This window comes from Radiobacillus deserti (assembly GCF_007301515.1).
Taxonomy (GTDB): Bacteria; Bacillota; Bacilli; order Bacillales; family Amphibacillaceae; genus Radiobacillus; species Radiobacillus deserti.
Genome location: NZ_CP041666.1, coordinates 3,325,604 through 3,347,024, shown reverse-complemented (window position 1 = coordinate 3,347,024; position 21,421 = coordinate 3,325,604). Strand labels below are relative to the sequence as shown.

At 39.7% G+C, this 21,421-nt stretch carries 17 protein-coding genes and 1 pseudogene; 16 read left to right on the top strand and 2 right to left on the bottom strand.

The genetic code is table 11. The features are described 5' to 3' along the window. The first annotated feature begins 8 nt into the window (after positions 1 to 8). The 8 genes from argB (at position 9) to FN924_RS17500 (ending at position 7,879) form a co-directional block, all read left to right on the top strand. Positions 9 to 818 carry an acetylglutamate kinase gene (gene argB, locus FN924_RS17535; protein ID WP_143896728.1) on the top strand — a complete coding sequence of 270 codons (810 nt, stop codon included), beginning with the start codon at positions 9 to 11 and terminating at the stop codon, positions 816 to 818. Beyond that, positions 799 to 1,977, top strand: coding sequence for an acetylornithine transaminase (locus FN924_RS17530; RefSeq protein ID WP_143896726.1), 1,179 nt, complete (start codon positions 799 to 801; stop codon positions 1,975 to 1,977). Before argB ends, FN924_RS17530 begins: the two co-directional genes overlap by 20 nt. 89 nt (positions 1,978 to 2,066) lie before the next feature. Further along, positions 2,067 to 2,966 (top strand): formyltetrahydrofolate deformylase, encoded by a 900-nt coding sequence (gene purU, locus FN924_RS17525; protein ID WP_143896724.1) that lies wholly within the window; start codon positions 2,067 to 2,069, stop codon positions 2,964 to 2,966. Positions 2,967 to 3,162: 196 nt separating this feature from the next. Next, positions 3,163 to 3,945 (top strand): C40 family peptidase, encoded by a 783-nt coding sequence (locus FN924_RS17520; RefSeq protein WP_143896722.1) that lies wholly within the window; start codon positions 3,163 to 3,165, stop codon positions 3,943 to 3,945. Between the two features lie 49 nt (positions 3,946 to 3,994). Further along, positions 3,995 to 4,981 carry an NADPH:quinone oxidoreductase family protein gene (locus FN924_RS17515; RefSeq protein WP_143896720.1) on the top strand — a complete coding sequence of 329 codons (987 nt, stop codon included), beginning with the start codon at positions 3,995 to 3,997 and terminating at the stop codon, positions 4,979 to 4,981. Between the two features lie 62 nt (positions 4,982 to 5,043). Then, a complete protein-coding gene (locus FN924_RS17510; protein ID WP_143896718.1) occupies positions 5,044 to 5,424 on the top strand; it encodes a RidA family protein in 381 nt (126 codons plus the stop codon). 155 nt (positions 5,425 to 5,579) lie between these two features. Then, entirely contained in the window at positions 5,580 to 6,491 is a 912-nt protein-coding gene (locus FN924_RS17505; RefSeq protein ID WP_143896716.1) for a DUF1002 domain-containing protein, read from the top strand. Positions 6,492 to 6,574: 83 nt separating this feature from the next. Continuing rightward, positions 6,575 to 7,879: a purine/pyrimidine permease gene (locus FN924_RS17500; RefSeq protein ID WP_143896714.1), complete on the top strand. Its 1,305-nt coding sequence runs from the start codon at positions 6,575 to 6,577 to the stop codon at positions 7,877 to 7,879. Positions 7,880 to 7,888: 9 nt separating this feature from the next. On the opposite strand, the pseudogene FN924_RS17495 reads toward FN924_RS17500, so the two are convergent. After that, positions 7,889 to 9,078: pseudogene (locus FN924_RS17495) on the bottom strand (MFS transporter). A gap of 209 nt (positions 9,079 to 9,287) precedes the next feature. Between FN924_RS17495 and FN924_RS17490 the strand changes: the two are divergent. The 6 genes from FN924_RS17490 (at position 9,288) to FN924_RS17465 (ending at position 19,397) form a co-directional block, all read left to right on the top strand. Next, positions 9,288 to 11,015, top strand: a complete 1,728-nt coding sequence (locus tag FN924_RS17490) for an ABC transporter ATP-binding protein (RefSeq protein ID WP_143896713.1) — start codon at positions 9,288 to 9,290, stop codon at positions 11,013 to 11,015. Beyond that, positions 10,999 to 12,849 carry an ABC transporter ATP-binding protein gene (locus tag FN924_RS17485; protein ID WP_143897279.1) on the top strand — a complete coding sequence of 617 codons (1,851 nt, stop codon included), beginning with the start codon at positions 10,999 to 11,001 and terminating at the stop codon, positions 12,847 to 12,849. The genes FN924_RS17490 and FN924_RS17485 overlap by 17 nt, the downstream gene beginning before the upstream one ends. A 53-nt stretch (positions 12,850 to 12,902) precedes the next feature. Next, positions 12,903 to 13,904: an LLM class flavin-dependent oxidoreductase gene (locus tag FN924_RS17480; RefSeq protein ID WP_143896711.1), complete on the top strand. Its 1,002-nt coding sequence runs from the start codon at positions 12,903 to 12,905 to the stop codon at positions 13,902 to 13,904. A gap of 197 nt (positions 13,905 to 14,101) precedes the next feature. After that, on the top strand, positions 14,102 to 16,447 hold the full coding sequence (gene helD / locus FN924_RS17475) for an RNA polymerase recycling motor HelD (protein WP_228409501.1): 2,346 nt from the start codon (positions 14,102 to 14,104) through the stop codon (positions 16,445 to 16,447). A 305-nt stretch (positions 16,448 to 16,752) separates the two neighbouring features. Next, a complete protein-coding gene (locus FN924_RS17470) occupies positions 16,753 to 18,315 on the top strand; it encodes a BCCT family transporter (protein ID WP_194709730.1) in 1,563 nt (520 codons plus the stop codon). Positions 18,316 to 18,566: 251 nt separating this feature from the next. Then, a complete protein-coding gene (locus FN924_RS17465) occupies positions 18,567 to 19,397 on the top strand; it encodes an aldo/keto reductase (RefSeq protein ID WP_143896705.1) in 831 nt (276 codons plus the stop codon). 58 nt (positions 19,398 to 19,455) lie between these two features. Here the strand turns inward: FN924_RS17465 and FN924_RS17460 are convergent, their stop codons facing one another. Beyond that, on the bottom strand, positions 19,456 to 20,400 hold the full coding sequence (locus FN924_RS17460) for an ATP-grasp domain-containing protein (RefSeq protein WP_143896703.1): 945 nt from the start codon (positions 20,398 to 20,400) through the stop codon (positions 19,456 to 19,458). A 180-nt stretch (positions 20,401 to 20,580) separates the two neighbouring features. Between FN924_RS17460 and FN924_RS17455 the strand changes: the two genes are divergently transcribed. Continuing rightward, the gene (locus FN924_RS17455) at positions 20,581 to 20,817 is read left to right on the top strand and encodes a ferredoxin family protein (RefSeq protein WP_143896701.1); all 237 of its coding nucleotides are present in this window, start codon (positions 20,581 to 20,583) and stop codon (positions 20,815 to 20,817) included. A gap of 105 nt (positions 20,818 to 20,922) precedes the next feature. Next, positions 20,923 to 21,384, top strand: a complete 462-nt coding sequence (locus FN924_RS17450) for an NUDIX hydrolase (protein WP_143896699.1) — start codon at positions 20,923 to 20,925, stop codon at positions 21,382 to 21,384. Positions 21,385 to 21,421: the final 37 nt, after the last annotated feature.

The following is a 21,421-nucleotide window of genomic DNA, read 5'->3' as shown; positions in this document are numbered from 1 at the left end:
GAATCGTTATGAGCTATGTTGTTATTAAATGTGGTGGTAGTATTGTAGATTCACTTCCAGATTCTTTCTACGAAAACCTTGTAGCTATTCAAAAAGAAGGGGCATGGAAACCGGTGATTGTACATGGAGGAGGACCATCCATCACCAATCTTCTGGACCAAATAGACATTCCAACACAGTTTGTTCAAGGACTTCGTGTTACGACTAATCAAGTGTTGGAAGTTGTTGAAATGGCATTGAGTGGTTCTGTAAATAAACAAATGGTTCAACAAATTGCAAAGGCAGGAGGTAAAGCGTTCGGGTGGAGCGGCGTAGATGGTGGTTTTTTAAAAGCAAAACCAGCATCAAATGTGAAAGCTCTAGGATTTGTAGGAGAAATTCATGAAGTTGAAACATCCTATGTGGAACAACTAACGAATCTAGGTTTAATCCCGGTAATCTCGCCAATTTCGATGGACGTGAATGGTCAAAAATACAATATTAATGCAGACGTGGCTGCTGCATCTATTGCACAGGCTTTACAGGCTCGCCTTTGTTTTATTAGTAATATATCCGGTATTTATAATAAGAACCAAAACATCGTCCATGAAGCTACTCGTGAAGAAATACAGGACATGATAAGTGAGAAAGTAATCATTGGCGGAATGATTCCAAAAGTACTTTCAGCGATAGACGCCTTGGAGAAAGGGGTTCCGGAAGTTGCGATTGTGAACGGACTTGAACCGAACAACTTACAGCAATTTTTAGAAGGCAAGGCAATTGGAACACGGCTTTACTTGGGAAAAGAAGGGATGGAGTATGTTGAGTCTAACAGATAATGCCTGGAAAGAGGCTTTAATACCGACGTATAATCGATTTCCGATCCGACTGTCAAAAGGGAAAGGTACTTCGGTCTGGGATCAAGATGGGGAACACTATTTAGATTTCACTTCAGGAATCGCAACTTGTAACCTAGGGCACGTGAACGAATTCGTCAAACAGCGAGTGGAAAGTCAGCTTTCTGAATTGTGGCATTGTTCCAACCTCTTTGAGATACCTTCACAGGAACAGTTAGCGCAAAAACTAGTAGATACTACATTCGGTAATCAAGTTTTCTTTTGTAATAGTGGAGCAGAAGCTAATGAAGCGGCCATAAAACTGGCTAGAAGCTACGCGCAAACGGTCAAACAATCAAATGCATTCGAAATTGTTACGTTCACGAGCTCCTTTCACGGGAGAACAATGGCTACTCTTTCTGCAACCGCTCAAGAGAAAATCCAAAAAGGATTTTCTCCGCTTGTTTCAGGTTTTCGTCATCTTCCTTACAACGACCTTACTGCTTTAGAGCAGATTGTGTCGGAACAAACTTGTGCCGTTCTGTTGGAGCTTGTGCAAGGAGAAGGTGGAGTTATACCAGCAGATGTTGAGTGGGTGAAAGCGTTAGAGGCAATTTGTAAAGAGCACGGTATTCTTCTCATGATAGATGAAGTACAGACTGGGATTGGGAGAACGGGAAGTTTATTTGCTTATGAACAATATGGAATACGTCCAGACGTTGTAAGTGTCGCGAAAGGATTAGGAAATGGAATTCCGATAGGGGCCATTATTGCTACAAATGAAGCGGCAAAGGGGTTTCGGCCAGGTGCACATGGTAGTACGTTTGGTGGGAATCCTGTCGCCACAACGGCGGGGTTATCAACATTAACTTATATAGAAGAACAGGCGGTTTTACAACAAGTCAAAGTAAAAAGCGACTATATTTTTAGCGAATTAAAACAACTACAAAAGGAACGAAACATCATTAAAGATGTTCGTGGCAAGGGGTTACTAATAGGTATTGAGTTAGAAGGTAACGCGATAGATACAGTGTTAGCCTTGCAAAGGCAACACATTCTCACATTAATAGCGGGGCAGCATGTACTAAGAGTGTTACCTCCACTAACAGTCTCGACAGAGGAAATCGACCAATTTATATTCTGCTTAAAAAGTGTGGTATGAAAGACGGAGATTCCTCTGTCTCTCTGCTTGCATAAAAAGAGTGATTAGAATAAAGTATAAAGAATATTACCACAAGAAGAGGTTTTTCCATGAAAGCATATATTCAACGTAAAATCGATGAATTTCAAGCAGAAAATAAAAACAAAGCAAGATTGCTAATCAGTTGTCCGGATAAACCGGGAATTGTTGCGGCTGTGTCCAAGTTTCTCTTTGGAAAAGGTGCAAACATCATTGAATCTAATCAATATTCGATGAATCCGGAAGGCGGAGAGTTTTTTATCCGAATAGAGTTTGAATGTCCAAATCTTTTGGAACGTCAATCAGAGATAAAGGAAGATTTTAGACAAATTGCAGAAGCATTTTCGATGGAGTGGAAGCTTATGTTTGTCGCAGAAACGAAAAAGGTTGCCATATTTGTATCTAAAGAGCAGCATTGTTTACTAGAGCTCTTATGGGAATGGCAAAGTGGCGATTTAATGGCGGATATCGCGCTTGTGATTAGCAATCATGAGGATGCAAGAGAATTTGTAGAGTCTCTAGATATTCCGTTCTATCATATTCCTGCGAACAAAGACATTCGGAAACAGGTAGAAGAACAACAGCTCCAATTATTAAATCAATACGGGGTGGATTTTGTTATTTTGGCCAGATACATGCAAATTCTTACACCCGATTTTGTTGCAGAGCTTCCGAATCGTATTATCAATATTCATCATTCATTCCTACCTGCTTTTGTAGGAGCAAAGCCTTATGAGCGTGCGTACAACCGAGGAGTGAAATTGATTGGAGCTACTTCTCACTACGTGACGAATGATTTAGATGAAGGTCCGATTATCGAGCAAGATATTAGTCGCGTTGATCATCGTGATGATGTAGCAAAACTTAAGAAGATTGGACAATCGATTGAAAGAAGTGTGTTGGCCAAGGCTGTTAAATGGCATTTGGAGGATCGAGTGATTGTACATGAAAATAAAACGATTGTGTTTTAGTGATAATAAACCCCGAACTACACAAGTAACAGTGTAGTTCGGGGTTTATTATTTGGCTCATCTATAGCACACCTTCCCCGGTCTTAACAATGTGGACAAAGCATATGGTTATAGAGGAATATCATAATCCCTTATACTAGAGATATAGATGAACACCTAACACAGTACTTGAATACCCTGATACAGGGTGATAAATATGCAAAAGCATTTTAAAGTAATGCAAGATGGTCGAAAGCTTTCCATTCAAAAAATATCTAACTTGCCTTTACATCACTACGGTGTCTATATCGATTATCATCTTGTAGCTTCCTTTCATAATGGCCAACAGTTTTATTTGGATGTATCCTGGTTGGAGCCTGGGGAGCATCATTTAATGGTTGTTGGTTATCGTCTAGGGGCTGTCGATCCAATGCCAATTGCGGAACAATATTCACTGCAGGTGGCAGGAGCTAGAGATTTAAGTGATATAGAACGAAATTTCCGTGCTGGAGATATATTAGTGGCAAGTGATAATCTAAACGAAAATATAACTGGATATGTCGGACATTCGGCAATTGTTGTGGATGACGAATATCTCATTGAATCTCCTGGTGGATATCCAGCGATTCGGAAGGACACCATTCAACAATATTTAGACAAACATCCAGTTCACGCGCAGTTCAGACCAATCTCCAAGGAAATGGGGCTACAAGCCGTTAAGTATGCCGAACAATACTTGGAGGATTATAAACAGAATATTAAGGAAGGCAAAAATAAGCCAACCTTTTCTTTTATGGCTATCCAAGAACTCGAGAATCCTTGGGAATACATTTATTGTTCTAAACTAGTCTGGTTAAGCTATGCTAAAGGGGCAAATTATAAGTTTAAAAATGACTTTCTATGGTTTTCCCCTGAAGATTTATATAAGAATCTATTAGATAACCAAGATTTTAAAACGATTTATCGTCATAGTGATGTAAAATTTAAAATTAATTCGTAGCACACTTGTTGTGTGCTACTCCATACATAGGAGAATAGGAGTGTGCGCAATGGATGAATTTCAAGCGTTAGTCGTAAACCAAAATGGAGAAGAATTCGATATGAAGGTGGACAAGCTTTCAAAGAAGGATCTCCCTGATGAAGGGGTACTCATTAAAGTGGAGTATTCCAGCGTGAATTACAAGGATGCAATGACAAAGATGCCGAACAATCCGATATTAAAAAAGTATCCAATGGTACCAGGCATTGATTTAGCTGGTGAAGTGGTAGAATCCGAAGATGCTCGTTTCAAAAAAGGAGAAAAAGTAATCGCGACCAGCTACGAAATAGGTGTTTCACACTTTGGGGGGTATAGTGCATATGCACGTATCCCAGCAGATTGGATTGTGCCTTTACCGAAAGGACTCACTACATTAGAAGCGATGGCGCTAGGAACAGCTGGTTTCACTGCAGCTCTATCTGTTCAGCGGCTGGAAGATAACGGATTAGCCCCTGATAAAGGTAAAGTACTAGTAACCGGTGCAACAGGTGGGGTAGGAAGTATTGCTGTTACCATCTTAAATAAACGTGGCTATCATGTTGTAGCCAGCACTGGAAAACAAGAATCTCATGACTATTTAAAAGAACTTGGCGCAGCTGAAGTCATCTCTCGAGAAGAAGTATTTGATGGAAACATTAAACCTTTAGGCAAGCAACAATGGATAGCTGCTATCGACCCAGTTGGAGGGAAGCCGTTAGCTGCTTTACTAACAAAAATTGCGTACGGAGGATCCGTTGCTGTTAGTGGATTAACAGCTGGGATGGACGTTCCAACGTCCGTTTACCCGTTTATTCTGCGAGGGATAAATCTGTTAGGAATTGACTCTGTTTATTGTCCAATGGAAACAAGAAAACCATTATGGGAACGATTAGCAACGGACTTCAAGCCGGAAAATCTAAAGGAATTCGTGCAAGAGATACGTTTGAGCGACCTTCCGAGCACCTTTGATACGTTATTACAAGGAAGAGGAACTGGACGTAACGTCGTTAAACTCTAAAAGGGGAGCAAGCAAGGGATAACGTGTGATATGATAAGCAAAAAGAACTGGGAGGTATTTACGTGGTAAAAGCAATTCATACTGATAAAGCACCACAAGCGATTGGACCATATTCACAGGCGATTGACGCAGGAGACTTTGTTTTTGTATCTGGGCAAATCCCGATTAATCCAGATACGGGTGAAGTGGTAGAAGGGATTGAAGAGCAAACAGCACAAGTAATGAAAAATCTTCAAGCTATTTTAACAGAAGCGGAACTGTCCTTTTCAAATGTTGTAAAGTTTACAATTTACATAACCTCAATGGAGGACTTTGCCATAATCAATGAAGTATATGCTGGTTTTTTACAAGAGCCATATCCGGCGCGGGCGACAGTGGAAGTAAGTAAGCTTCCAAAAGACGTTCGTATCGAAATGGATGTTGTAGCGGTGAAAAACAAATAAGCACTAGAAACATGTGATTTCGGTTGAAATCGCATGTTTTTTTATGAAAAATTAACATGGAAAGAAACTTTTTCCTCTGTTAGATCGTCTATATGGGAGGGTATAATTAAAACGAATATAAGAAGAACATGGTATATAAAAAGGAGCTAATAACGATGCGAAAGCTATTAAGTGCATGTCTTATAATGGCTATACTATTTACAGCTATCATTCAAGTGCCAACTTCAGTGCTTGCAAGTACAGGTAATGGAGATGAAGGAATTAATGAAAAGTTTGGCTTGCCAATCGTTGTGTATGGAGAATCTTTGTCTGAAGAGCAAAAGCAAGAGGTTAGAAATTTGTTAGATATTGATGACCCATCTACCGTAAATGAAATTATCGTAACGGCAGAAGATTTAGTGAAGTTTATCGATGGAGATCCAAATTCTAACATGTATTCCTCTGCCAAAATAACTCGTAAAGAAGAAGGCAATGGCTTAGTTATTAACATTGTAAACCAAGAGAATATTACGCAAGTAACAAATGAGATGTATGCGAATGCTTTATTAACTGCAGGTATCGAAAATGCAGTGGTAGAGGTTGCTTCCCCGTTAAAGGTTAGTGGCCATTCAGCCTTAACTGGTATTTATAAAGCGTACAATGTAGATGGTGAATCTTTAGATAAAGACCGAATGGAAGTAGCAAATGAAGAGTTATCTGTAGCTACACAGCTTGCGGAACAAAGTGGAGTTGATCAAGAAAAGGTCAGTGAGCTTTTGACTGAAATCAAACAAGCTATTGCGGATCAAAACCCTGCTAGCAAGGAAGAAATCGAACAAATAGTGAAAGACCAACTCGCCACTTTAAACATAGACTTAAACGATGAAGATATCGCTCGGTTAGTTGCGTTGTTTGATAAAATGCGTTCCATTAATATAAACTTTGATAATGTAAAAAGTCAGCTAGATGATATTGCAGGAGATATACGTAGTAAGTTGGAAGAGGTAGCGAATGATGAAGGCTTTTGGCAAGGGGTTAAAGACTTTTTCCAAAACATTATCGATGGATTGAAAAGTCTATTTGGATGATAAAACCATCTATTCGATGTAAAATAGGAAAGTCACCATCTCGTGGTGACTTTTTCTTATTTATATAGAGAGAAGGAGTACATATGCAACAACCAAAGCAAACAATACCAGTTACCACGACGATAATGGAGTCCATACAGTGGTTTATCTTTTTACTTGCAAGCTCCGTTGCAATGCCTATCGTCATAGGAGCCATATACGGTTTAGACTTTGCAGAAGTCGCAGGGCTCATGCAAAGAACCTTTTTTGTCGTAGGGGTCGCGTCTTTTTTGCAAGGTCTTTTTGGTCACCGATTACCGATTATGGAAGGACCAGCTGGAATTTGGATTAGTATATTTACCGTTATGTCGATTACGGGTGTACAGCAAGGTGCTACTGCGACGGAAACCTTACAGCTTGTGGAAGGAACGATGATTTGGACGGGAGTCTTTTTGTTTTTATTCGGTATATTTAAGCTGACGGAAAGGATTTTATTTGTTTTCACCCCGTTAGTCACAGGAACCTTCTTTATTTTATTAACAGTTCAACTAAGCGGAACATTCCTAGAGGGGATGCTCGGTCTTCAGGATGGATCTGAATCCATACAACCAACTAAAACATTACTTGCCTTTATCACTTTTTTAACCGTATTAGGACTTTCTATTTTTGCGAGAGGCTGGCTAAGCAGTTATGCTGTATTAATTGGGATCATCATTGGCTGGATTGCTTACGTATTCGTCTTCGGTTTCCATCAAGCGGACGGAGAATCCTCTATATTTTCATTCCCCGAGCTGTTTGCATGGGGAAATCCCAACTTGGACATCAATTCGATCCCAATTGCCTTTATCACAGCCGTTATTCTTATATCTAATGTCGTTGCATCTGTGGTGGCGGCCAATCAGTCTCTTGGAAATGAGGAGGCTTCTCAAGGGAAGCAGATTAATAGAGGGACTTCCTTATTAGGGATTAACCACGGTTTAGCTGGTATGTTTTCAGCAGTTGCCAATGTGCCCCTAGCAACCTCTGCAGGCTTTATCAGCTTAACTGGACAAAAAAGGAAACTGCCATTTTTAATTGCGTCAGTCACCTTAGTGATTATTGCGTTTTTTCCGCTTATTGTTTCTATTATTTCAGGGATCCCTTCGCCGATTGCTAACGCAGCTTTAATGGCAACCTTTGTTCAACTCGTGGGATTAGCGCTCCGAAATATTACGAGCCAACCATTAGACTCCCGTAAAACTACAATTGTAGGTGTGGCTTATTTAATTGGAATTGGAACGATGTTTTTACCTTCCGAAGTATTTGCTGGACTACCATCTTTAGTTCAAAACCTTGCAAGCAACGGGCTGCTGCTAGGAACGGGACTTGTTATTTTAATCGAACAACTATGGAAAGAGAAAACCAGCTAGGGAAAATCCTTAGCTGGTTTGTTCTCTATGTCTAGTAATTGATTTTGGTTGCTTGCGGATTGCGGCTAGTAATACGAGTCCACTTATGAATAGTAAAAAGCTCGTAATGAAAAATACGGCAGAGAATCCGTAAAATCCTGCGATAGCTCCACCCATGATTGGACCGATGAAGTTTCCAAAAAAGCGAATGCTTGTGTTATATCCTAATACTTCTCCTTGCATTGCGATTGGCGCTACTTGTCTGATATAAGCAATTCGCACCGGAATGATTCCCCCGATACTTATGCCTAGAAAGAAGCGAAGAATGACAAGCTGCCAAATGTTCGTAACAAAGGCTGCTGGAAAATAAACAACTGCTGCAATCATGAGCAGTGTAACCAGTATTTTGGTATAGCCGACTCTGTCTGCCAGCTTTCCCCACCATCTTGTCATCATTAGATTTCCTAGTCCTGCGCGAAAAAGCAATACCAGAAAACAAGGCTAAGTTCATGGGTCCATGTAATTCTGAAACATAGAGTGATAAAATCGGTTGAATGCTAAAGTGGGCGATTTGTACAAACATAGAGATAATCATAACGACTAATAACACAGGGCTTTGAATAATATAAAGGAGCACTTCCTTCGAGGAATAGCTCATTTTTGAGTCTTCTTCTGGTTCTATTTTTTGTTCGTGAATGCCGAAGAGGACTAACATTGCAGATAAAAAAGAGGAAAAAGGATACTCCTTTAAAGGTAGTAGAATAACCAACGATATCAGCTATATATCCACCGATCATTGGCCCCATCAAACTTCCTGTTATGCTTCCTGTCTGCAATGTTCCCAGTACCCTTCCTGCTACGTGCTTCGGAGTCTGGGTAGAAATCAAAGCCTGTGACATGGAAATAAACCCTGTAAACACGCCCATGAACAGCCGTAACGCAAATAACTGCCATACGGTCGTCACATAGCCCATTAAAAGAACGGAAATACCTAATCCCACTCCAGATAACAGAAGGATATATTTCCTTCCGTACTTATCTCCCAGCTTCCCCCATAATGGCGAACAAATAAATGCAGTAACAAAGGTAATCCCAAATACAATTCCGGACCAGTTTTGTACGTATTGTTTAGAGAAATTCCCTAAGGTTTCTATATATAAAGCCAGAAATGGCAACACCATCGTAATACTTCCCGCGATAAAGAAGTTGGCGAACCACATGATGCTTACATTACGTTTCGCGGTTTGCTCTTGGGTGATACTATCCCTTCTTTCGAAAATTATTTCGAAACACTAAGTATTATCTTATCGAATCAGCTTCTCAGTTGAAAGAAATTTGCACACAGTGAAGAAAGCCAATCTTGTAAATATACAGTTTCTTAGCAATTTTATATAATGAACTTACTTCTTGCGTCTATGGAGGAACGAACATGAAGACTGTCTTATCATTTGTGAAAAATTATAAGTTTGCATTATTCTTGGCCCTCTTTTTAATGGTAGTAGAGCTAGCTGTTGAGCTCGTACAACCAATTATAATGGGGATTATGGTGGATGACGGGATTACAAAGAGAGATATGGATATTGTTCTGGATTGGGCTACCATTTTACTTGTGCTATCCGTTGTCGCATTCGCAGCAGGAATCATTAGTTCTTTCTATGCTTCCAAAGTAAGCCAATACACGGGCTATGATTTAAGAGAAGATTTATATAATAGGATTCAAGCTTTTTCAACGAGTCAGATTCAGCGTTTTACGACGTCGTCTTTAATTACAAGATTGACAAACGATGTGACCCAAATCCAAGCGTTTTTATTTACAAGTGTACGAATTATGCTACGCGCACCTTTGTTCATTCTAGGTGGGATGGTGATGTCTTTTACCGTTAATGTACCGCTAGCCTGGATTTTATTATCCATTGTTCCGGTTTTATTGGTCATTATGTTTGTTTTATTAACCAAAGGCGTCCGTATGTTTGGAATGGTTCAACAAAAGCTAGATCGATTAAATACAGTGATAAGAGAGAATCTATTTGGCATCCGCTTGGTGAAATCGTTTAATCGAGGTGCTTATGAATCAGAGCGATTTGCTAAAGAGAATGAATCCCTCCAAAAAAGTAATCGACAAGCCCTTCGATTGATGGAATATACGATGCCGGTCGTGATGTTAGGGCTGAATGTAACGATGGTTGCGATTCTTTGGGTAGGCTCCATTCAATTACGCTTTGGCGATGCACAAACAGGTGACATTGTTGCCATTATAAATTATGCAACTCGAATTCTTGGGGCATTTGGTGTGTTTACATTCCTACTATTAACCTTTTCACGTGGAAAGGCATCTGCGGAACGGATTGAAAAAGTGTTGGTTGAATTCCCGAAAGATAGTATTGTGACAGAGAAGCAGAAGCTCTCCTTGCAAGGTGGTATCACGTTTCAACAAGTTTCCTTTCAGTATGGAGGAAAGGATCTATATGTATTAAAGAATGTCTCATTTGAGGTGGTACCAGGTGAGACAGTTGGTGTTCTAGGGGAAACAGGGTCTGGTAAGAGTTCTTTATTACAACTAATACCGAACCTGATTCAAGCGTCTTCTGGTCAAATATTGCTGGATGGGGTTCGGATGGAAGAGTTAGATCCAGCTCATATTCGCAAGCAAATTGGTATGGTTCCTCAAGAAGCACACCTCTTCTCTGGAACGATTAAAGATAACCTACTTTGGGGAAAAAATGATGCCACAGATGAGGAAATAATAGAGGCTGCAAAAGATGCTTCTATCCATGAATTTATCATGACGCTACCCCAACAGTATGATACGCAAATCGGACAACGAGGAGTTAATTTATCTGGTGGACAAAAGCAACGTTTATCTTTAGCCCGTGCACTTGTAAGAGCACCTAAGATTTTGTTGCTGGATGACAGTACAAGTGCACTGGATGCCCAAACGGAAAAAAGGGTCTTATCGGCGCTTGCTAAAAGAAAATGTGCGGTAATCAACGTTGCTCAAAAGGTGAGTTCGGTCAAGGATTCTAACCAAATATTATTGATGAAAAATGGAGAGATTCATGAGAAAGGAACGCATCAAGAGCTGTTAAAAAGCAGTGCTTATTATCAACAAATTTATCAATCCCAAGTTGGAAAAGGGGTTTATGCAAGTGGCGAATAATCAACAGAAAGACACCACCAATTGGAGTTCCAATGTTCGAAACCATCCGCATGCCAATCGGGGTATGAAGATGAAGCCACCCAAAATAGAAGATGTAAAGGGTACACTGCTAAGATTATGGGAGTATATGTCTCGCGACCGTAGGCTGTTTTTCTTTGTCATCTTGTTTGTCGTGATTAGTTCCGCTTTATCATTGGTAGGCCCATACTTACTAGGGGTTGCTGTGGATGAACTAGTTCAACAATCTCCTATGGAGGAGCTAATCCGGCTATTCATCTTATTGTTGGTTGTATTTGTTTTACAGTCTTTGACGAGCTGGCTACAAGGTGTATGGATGGTATCTATTGCACAAAGAACCATTTACTTTATGCGAAATGATTTATTTTCCCACCTGCAAAAATTACCGTTGGCCTTTTTCCAGACAAGGCAATATGGGGAATTGATGAGTCGTGTGACCAATGACATTGAAAATGTTAGTCGTACATTGAATTCGACGGTTATCCAAGTGTTGACTAGTGTATTAACCATTGTGGGAACACTGGCCGCAATGCTATGGTTGAGCCCTTTATTAACGTTATTGACGATTATAATTGTGCCTCTCATGTTTATGGGTATGAAGTGGATTACGAACCGAACTGGAAAGTTCTTTAAAGAACAACAACGTCACCTCGGTCAAATGAATGGCTTTATCGAGGAATCGTTATCTGGTCATACAATTGTAAAGATGTATTCACAGGAAGCGTATGTCATGAATCAATTTCAAAAACAAAATGTCGCATTAAGAGATGCTAGTTACTGGGCTCAAACTTATTCTGGTTTTATTCCGAAGCTAATGAACTCATTAAATAACCTAAGCTTCACGATTATCGTAGGTGTCGGAGCGATTTTTGCCATTCGATTTGAAGGACTTGTTTCTATTGGAATCATCGTAACGTTCACCGCCTATTCTAGACAGTTTACGCGTCCTTTAAATGACTTGGCAAACCAGTTCAATGTTATTTTATCAGCAGTTGCAGGGGCTGAAAGAGTATTTCAAATACTAGATGAAAGAGTAGAGGAGATAGAGTCTGACTATCAGGCTATGAATGAGATTGTTGGAAAAGTAGAATTTCGTGACGTTTCCTTTGCTTATGAGGGTGAGCAAGTCCTAAAAGGAATTAGTTTTAAAGCGAATCCAGGTGAGACCATTGCATTAGTTGGACCAACAGGGGCTGGTAAGACGACGATAATATCATTAATTAGCCGCTTTTACGATCCTGTACAAGGTCAAATATTAATAGATGATACAGACATTCAGACATTTTCCAAAAGTAATTTACGCGACCAGGTTGGAGTTGTGTTACAGGATGCTCATTTGTTTGAGACGACCATTTGGGAAAATATCCGATATGGAAGGTTAGATGCAACGGATAAAGAAGTAGTAGAGGCTGCTAAAAATGCGAATGCGCATCACTTCATAAACAATCTTCCCGATGGATATGATACCGTTCTTTATTCAAATGGAGCCGGGATAAGTCATGGACAACGACAGCTGCTCTCCATCGCCCGGGTTTTGCTAGCGAACCCATCTATTCTAATATTAGATGAAGCAACAAGTGGGATTGATTCGATTACAGAATTGGCCATTAACGAAGCTTTATCTCGTGTAATGAAGGGACGAACTAGTTTTGTCATTGCCCATCGATTAAATACCGTAAGAAATGCTGATCAAATTTTTGTATTACAGAACGGTAGGATTATAGAGAGAGGAAATCATGAGTCACTTATGAATCAAGCGGGTTTCTATGCAGAATTAGTAGAAACACAAACAGAGAGAATCACAAATAATGCATGAAATCCACATTCAGACACTAAAATATAGAAGAGCTTAAACGGAGGAGGGGTGGGATGATTCAATTAAGTGTGTTGGATCAATCAGCTATTTCAAAAGGAAGCGAAGCAAGAGAAGCATTATCACAAACCGTACGCTTAGCTCAAGAAGTAGAAGAACTCGGTTACCATAGATTCTGGATGTCCGAACATCACCTAGAAAGCTTGGCGCATTCTAGTCCGGAAATCATGATTCCGCATGTTGCAGCCCATACGAAAAAAATAAGGGTAGGATCTGGGGGTGTGATGCTTCCACATTACAGTGCGTATAAGGTAGCGGAAAATTTTCGTTTGTTAGAAGCGTTATACCCGAATCGAATTGACTTGGGAGTTGGTCGTGCACCTGGTGGAATTCCAATTGCAACAGCAGCTTTACAAGAATATAAGCAAACGAACGGAGATATTTTTCCGCAGCAAGTGGAAGATCTCATGTACTATTTGACAGGTTCGCAACAACCTAATCACAGATTCCCTGGTTTGAAGGCGATGCCAGAGATTACTACTCACCCACAGATATGGGTGTTAGGGTCTAGTGGAGGTAGTGCTGGGTTGGCATCCTCTCACGGTTTATCGTATGCATTTGCCCAATTCATAAGTGGACAGGATGGAAGTGGTGTTGTCCAGCATTATCAAAACAGTTTCCAAGCCTCTGCTTTACAAACGCGTCCGAAATCATTAGTAGCCTTCTTTTTTGTTTGTGCAGATACCGATGAAGAAGCAGAATGGTTAGCAAAAAGTTATGATATTCAGTTTTTAAAAGTAGCAAAAGGGGAAAAAATAGAGGGAGTAATTTCACCGGAGGAAGCTGCTCAATATCGACTTAGTGGCTTCGATCAACAACTTATCGAGGAAAACCGAGCGAAGGTTTTGGTAGGAGCTCCATCTACTATTAAGGAGCAGATACTGGCGTGGAAGCAACGTTATGGGACCAGTGAGTTTATGCTAGCAAGTATGGTGTACGACTTTGATGTAAAACGAAAAGGGTACCGTTTGTTAGCCGAGGAATTTGGGCTAAAATAGAGATATAAAATAAAAAAGCCGCCTGTGCATATACAGGTGGCTGTTCCTTCCAAAATCTTGTACATTTCGGTTTTATAATGATAAGATAGTAGATGGAAATTGTGTCAATATTAAAAAAAGTAAAAATACCCGAATTAATTTTAACACATATTTGTTTATCATGTCAATTAGTTAGTGTTAAAAGCGAGGTGTGCATTGTGGCAGAATCAGATAAAGACTGGCAGGAGGAGCAGGAACGCGTTCGTTTTGTCATCCATGAAATTAAGCGAAAATTAAAGAAGATAAAAGGTAGAGCAAGTGACTTGAAAGATAGAGTTATCGATTTGCGTAAAAACTTCTGGGATGATGTCACCGTAAACTTGGATGAAGTGGACGATGTGATAGAAACACAGGCCAGCTTAAAGCAACAAGCTGAGTTTTTATCTGAACGAGAACGAAGTCATGGTCAATTAAGTCAACAGCTTAAAACATTGCAACGATTACAGGAGTCTCCTTACTTTGGAAGAATAGACTTTCAAGAAGAGGGGGAATCCGAATCGGAATCGATTTACATAGGGATTGCCTCGATGATGGATCAGAATGATGAAGACTTTCTAATCTATGATTGGAGGGCACCGATTTCGAGTATGTATTACGACTACCCACCAGGTGAGGCACAGTATGAAACGATGGATGGTGCTATCCGAGGGGAGATTACGTTGAAAAGACAATTCATCATACGTAATCAAGAAATTAAAGGGATGTTCGATACAGGGCTAACGATTGGAGATCATTTATTACAGGCCGTACTAGGTAATAATGCGAATACCAAAATGAAAAGCATCGTGGCCACAATACAAAAAGAACAAAATAAAATTATACGAAATGAAAAAAGTAAGCTTTTAGTCGTTCAGGGTGTAGCTGGAAGTGGAAAAACATCCGCTGCTCTGCAACGTGTCGCTTATTTGCTATACAAATATCGAGAAGTGCTTTCTGCGGAAAACATGGTTTTATTTTCTCCTAATCCTCTATTTAACAGTTATGTGGCAACTGTATTACCAGAATTAGGCGAGGAAAATATGAAACAAACCACCTTTCATGAATATTTAGTTCAGCGTCTTGGAAAGCAATATTCAATCGAGTCTCCATTTGATCAAATGGAGTATTATTTAACTAAATCAGACGAGGAACAGTATGAAGCTCGGTTGGCTGGCATTCAGTGGAAAGCAAGCTTGAATCATAAGCAATTAATTGATAATTACGTAAATGATTTAGAGAAAAAAGGAATTCAGTTCCGTAATATTAGCTTCCGTGGAGAAAAGCTTATCTCTAGTGCGAAGATTAGAGACTATTTTTATTCCTTAGATCGAACGATGTCCATTCCAAATCGTCTGGAAGAAGTGTCTAAGTGGTTGTTAGAAAAGATAAAAGTGTTTGAGGAAAAAGAACGGAAAGAAGATTGGGTTTTAGAGGAAAGTCAGCTACTAGATAAAGAAGATTTTCTCCAGGTGTATAAGGAAATGCAGGATGAGGACGAATACTCCGACGATCCGTTCTTTAACTATGCACGTGAGGAACAATTGCTTCGTAAAAAGGTTGTGTCTGATAAATTAAAGCCTTTAAAACGGAAAGTGAAACGGTTCTTTTTCTTAGATGTTCGGAAAACCTATGCCAAATTATTTGAATTGGAAAAGTACCGTGTGGAGGAAGAACCGCTATGGGATGAGATAGCGACTTTAACACTGGAACAGCTAAAAAGTAAATCCTTAACATGGGAAGATGCAACTCCTTATTTATACTTCCAAGATAAATTGTTAGGATTCCGAGAAAATGCTGCGATTCAACATGTGTTTATTGATGAGGCACAGGATTACTCCCCATTTCAGTTTGCTTATTTTAGGCAAATCTATCCAAACAGTAGAATGACACTTTTGGGTGATATTAATCAAGCTATTTACGCACATGCGCTTCACTCGGACACTTTGCTGACAAGCGGGGTAGAGGAAAAACAGGAAAGAATTACGCTACAACGAAGCTACCGTTCTACGAAGCCAATTGTAGAATTCACAAAATCGTTTATGCCAAACGGAGACGAGATAGAAGCCTTTAATAGAGATGGAGAAAAGCCAAAAGTATATGAAGTAGATGATCCATATACGAGAAATCAAATGTTGGTGAATCATCTTCGGGAATGGCAGAAGGAATATCAAACGATAGCGGTCATTTGTAAAACGAAGGAAGAAAGTCTGGATGTCTATAATCGACTACAATCTAGTCTACCGGTCAAGCTGATAGACGAGGAGACATTTACGTTTCATAAAGGATTAGTTGTCCTTCCAGCCTACCTGGCAAAAGGAATTGAGTTCGATGCAGTAGTTGTGTTTGATGGCTCCAACGATCAATATGAAACGGAGTTAGAGAAAAATTTATTTTATACAGCCTGTACACGTGCGATGCATGCACTAACTGTATATTCTCTTGGGCCATATAATCGTTTTATTGAAGACATACCAACGGAATATTACCAGCATTACAAGGTTCATTCGTACTATCCAAAGCAATAAGCTCAATCTGAGTTTATTGCTTTTTTCCTTTTTATAATTTGACGGTTCATGGACATACCCTTATAATGAAAAACTATGTCTGATAAACAGGCATTAAACGGATAGGTTTAGGTTATCTTAGAAAAGGGTAATAGGTATTATCAAATTTTTTGAGCAAGCCGATGTTTAGGGCTTGAATATTATTCCGTGGTATTATGAATAATTCCTACATCATCAGATTGTCTACAATGAACAGACACAGAGAGAGAAAAGAGACGTTATTGTGGTCACTTGCTCCTACTAGGAGGAAAAAAGTGAAGCAGAGAATGAAACAGGAAGTAATGGACCGACCCGTTTTTTGGATAAGTGGAGGTTTATTACTCGTATTTGTCGCCTTATCCATCTATGATTTAAGTATGGTGGAAGGCTGGATTAACAGCTCTTTTAATTTTTCAGCTAATTTATTTGGTTCGTATTGGGAGCTATTACTACTTGGAAATTTTGTAATTGGACTTATTTTAGCATTTTCAAAGTATGGAAAAGTGAAGCTTGGAAAGTTAGAAAAACCTCAAAATGACTATTTTAAATGGGTAGCAATGATTCTTTGTACATTGTTAGCAAGTGGTGGAGTCTTTTGGGCAGCATCCGAACCGATGTATCATTTTGTTACCAATCCCCCTTTATTTACCGATCATTCTTCTACAATGGCTGGAGTGGAGCCGGCATTAGCACAATCGTTCCTGCATTGGGGCTTTCTAGCCTGGGCCATTCTTGGAACACTTGCGACAATTGTTATTATGTACGTTCACTATCATAAAGGGTATCCTATGAAACCAAGAGCGATGTTATATCCCATCTTTGGCGAGAGAATCTTCAAGAAAAGCGTCATTGGTAGTGCAGCTGATATCGTATCAATCATTGCGGTAGCGGCTGGTACGATGGGTCCTATTGGGTTCTTAGGGTTGCAAGTTGGTTATGGTCTTCACTCATTATTTGGGATTCCAAATACACTAACGACAAACATTATTGTCATTGCAGCGCTTGTTGTGATTGCAGCAATATCCGTTGCAACAGGGGTCGACAAAGGAATTCAATTTCTTAGTCGTTTAAATGTTGGATTAACAGTATTGCTAGCATTAGTGGTACTAATCGTTGGACCGACTATGTTTATTTTAAATAAGTTTATCTCTGCAGAAGGTTTTCACATACAAAATATGCTTACAATGGCGCTTTACCAAGGGGATAAAGCATGGTTAGGGTATTGGACGGTGTTCTTCTGGGGTTGGTTCCTAGGGTATGGACCAATGATGGCTATTTTCATTGCTAGAATATCTAGAGGAAGAACCATTAGAGAGCTCATTTTGGCTGTATCTGTTGTGGCTCCACTCGTGACGAACTTCTGGTTTACTGTAGTAGGTGGAACAGGGATTAAAGCGGAATTAACAACTCCAGGCTCCATTTCAACACCACTAAGTGAAGGTGGAATGCCGGCAGCAGTTATGTCCATCATGGATCAGCTACCGCTAGGCTTATTGTTAGCGATTGGTTTCTTATTTGTCACCATCGTATTTGTGTCCACGACGGTTGATTCTATATCATACACAGTTGCTGTGACGCTTACTGGAAGTGACGAACCGAAGCGTTGGATACGTGTTTTCTGGGTGTTGATATTTGGTGTGTTATCCGTTGTTCTTCTTTCGATTGGGGAAAACAGTATATCCGCTATTCAAAATTCTATTGTCGTAACAGCAGTTCCGGTATCTATCTTAATGCTTCCGACATTGTGGAATGCTCCACAGATTGCGAAAAAACTTGCAGCAGAGCAGAATATTACATCGCCGGCAAAAGTACCTAAAAGCGCTGAGGATTCGGAGCTTGTTAAGGAATAGAAATGTGTAACCAGACCTAATAGGTCTGGTTTTTTGTCTGAACGTTAATAAACGGGAGAGGAGCGTTCATAAATTTATGATAAGAGTTTAGAAAATAATAAGGGCGATAATATAGGAAATCTGAACGATAAAAACGCCCAAACCAACGTTAATAATCTGACATGAACCATTTCTATTGGCGAGCAATTAACTTTTCATCCCAATATGGATGTGAGAAAATAAAAGGTAGAAAGATTAAGGAGGAATGTGAAATGCCTACTAATTTGCAAGATACAACGACTCTACATAATGGTGTGAAAATGCCCTGGTTAGGTCTTGGAGTTTTTAAAGTTCAAGATGGAGATGAAGTAGTTAACGCTGTAAAAGCTGCTATTAAAAATGGCTATAAAAGCATCGATACAGCAGCAGTGTACAAAAATGAAGAAGGCGTAGGGCAAGGAATTAGAGAAGCTGGTGTTCCTCGCGAAGAGCTTTTTATCACATCAAAAGTGTGGAATGATGATCAAGGCTACGAGACAACACTTGCGGCATTTGATGCTTCTTTAGAAAGACTAGGATTAGATTACTTAGATCTATATTTAATTCACTGGCCAGGTTCCAACAAATATAAAGAGACTTGGAAAGCATTAGAAAAGCTTTACAAAGATGGAAAGGTGAAAGCGATTGGAGTAAGTAATTTTCATATCCATCATTTAGAAGACCTTTTGGAGGATGCCGAAATCGTTCCAATGGTCAATCAAGTAGAATTTCACCCTCATCTAGCGCAGCTAGAATTAAGGGAATATTGTACTCGTAAAAACATTCAATTAGAGGCTTGGTCTCCATTAAAACAAGGGGAGCTATTATCAGAGCCAACCCTTGAAAAAATCGCACAAAAATATAATAAATCCGTCGCGCAAATTATTATTAAGTGGGATCTGCAAAGTGGTGTCGTAACGATTCCTAAATCGATCAAAGAGCATCGAATTGTGGAAAATGCAGATGTCTTTGATTTTGAACTATCGGAGGAAGATATGAAGAAAATTGATGACTTGAATAAAGATGAACGAGTAGGTCCAGATCCAGATAACTTTCTTTTTTAATATGGTTGAATGAAAAAGACGTTCCGATCTAAAATAGATTGGAACGTCTTTTTATGTGTTATGATTTTGAAGTTTCTTTCTCTAGTGCATTTCCAAGAAATTTCGCTAACTCAAGCATGCCGTATTTTCCAGCCTTCGCCTCAGCTTCTGAATTATAATTCGTGTTTGTATTCACGTCGTAAGCGAAGGTTTCTCCTTTTGCATTCGTAATAAATTCAATTCCTGCTACGTCAATTTTATTTGCTTGTAGGAAGGATTCAAATTTTTGAATTAGCGCTTGGTCGACATACTCCACAATCTCGAACATAGGTCGTTCTTCTTGCTCTCCTACAGGACAAAACGCATCGTCTATGCGGCATGCATCAGCAGGACATAGCTCAAAGCCTTCTGAAGTATCAACGCGAACCGCATAAACAAATTTTCCACCAACGAACTCTGCTCTCGTAATAAACGACTCTGGAGATTCGATATACTCCTGAATTAATGTAATTCCATCCACAGGCTCTTCGAAATCGTCTCCGTCTAAATAAGAGTGCAAGCCTTCGATGGAATAGAACAATTGAACACCTAATCCTTTTCCGGCACGATTGTGTTTTGTAATAAACGGAACCTTCCCTAGTTTTTTAGCAGCCTCTAGAATGTTTTCTTTGCCAACCGCTGCAACGGTCATTGGTGTACGAACCCCACTTTTTTCTAACGCTGCATACTGCTTTACTTTGCTCAGTTCTAATTCTAAGGCATGGCTCCCATTAAAAACTGTTCGATCATACTGCTCCAACCATGCAAGTAGGCCAGCTGTTAATTCTGGTGCATAACGGTTTCCTCGCGTATGTGAGGAAGCACTCATTCGGTTATAGAAGACACCATCGGGTGGAACCTCTGTTAAGTCAACAACCCCATTTCTCATATGCCATGTTTCGTAAGGAAGCTCTAATTCTTCCAATCTTTTTGTAAGATGCTGTGTCCAGTCGTCATTTTCATGAATGATATAGATTCTAGACATAGAAGTTCTCCTTTATTATATATATTCTTTTGATTAACTCGTTTATGTAATAAAAGGATACCACGGAAAAAGAAACGGTAATACTTTATTGCTCATTAACGCAAATTACTTGCATCTGGTAGCCATCCTGTTATGTAATAGGTACGAGAGGATAAGCATCCAGAGATAGGAGGGATACGTATGGCGTTCGTCATAACAAGTCCGTGTAAGGATGAAAAAGCAGGAGAATGCATGACGGTTTGTCCCGTTGATTGTATTGTAGAAGGTCCTGATCAGTTTTATATAGATCCAGATGTTTGTATTGATTGTGGCGCATGTAAAGCTGTTTGCCCAGTTGATGCCATTGAAGAGGAATATGATTTATCTCCTGAGCAAGAAGTATATCTTGAGAAAGCTGAAGCGTTCTTTAGTCGGTAAAAAAAGTCCCTATCTTAGGGACTTTTTCTATATATTAGGTCGTAATAGGTCATGCATGAAAATATACTAAAGCGATTAATTCTCTAAATAAAGGGGGACAAAGTAATGGACTATATTAAGCATTTACGCTCCATGGTTGGAAGTGAGCAAGTCATTATGGTGGTAGCAGGTGCGATTATTTTCGATCAGCGAGGAAACGTACTCATGCAGCTTCGAGAGGATTCTCGTAGCTGGGGGTTTCCGGGTGGGTATATGGAATTACAGGAGCGAATTAAGGATACGGCAAGAAGAGAAGTGGAAGAAGAAACAGGGTTACGTCTTCAAGAGCTATCGCTATTCGGAATACGTTCTGGTGTAGAAAAAACATTGAAAAATGGGGACCGAGTTTCGCTTGTTGAAATATGGTTTCAGTGCAGAAGCTATGAAGGAGAGCTCCTCAAACAAGGGGATGAAACGTTGGATAATGTCTTTTTTTCTCTGCGGGATTTGCCTGAACCAATATTTGAAAGCCAGCGCTACCTTATCGATTACATAAAAAATCCAGAAGCAATTCCTTTCGTTGAATAGTTCTAAGCTAATAGGGAGAACCTTTTATTGACAAATG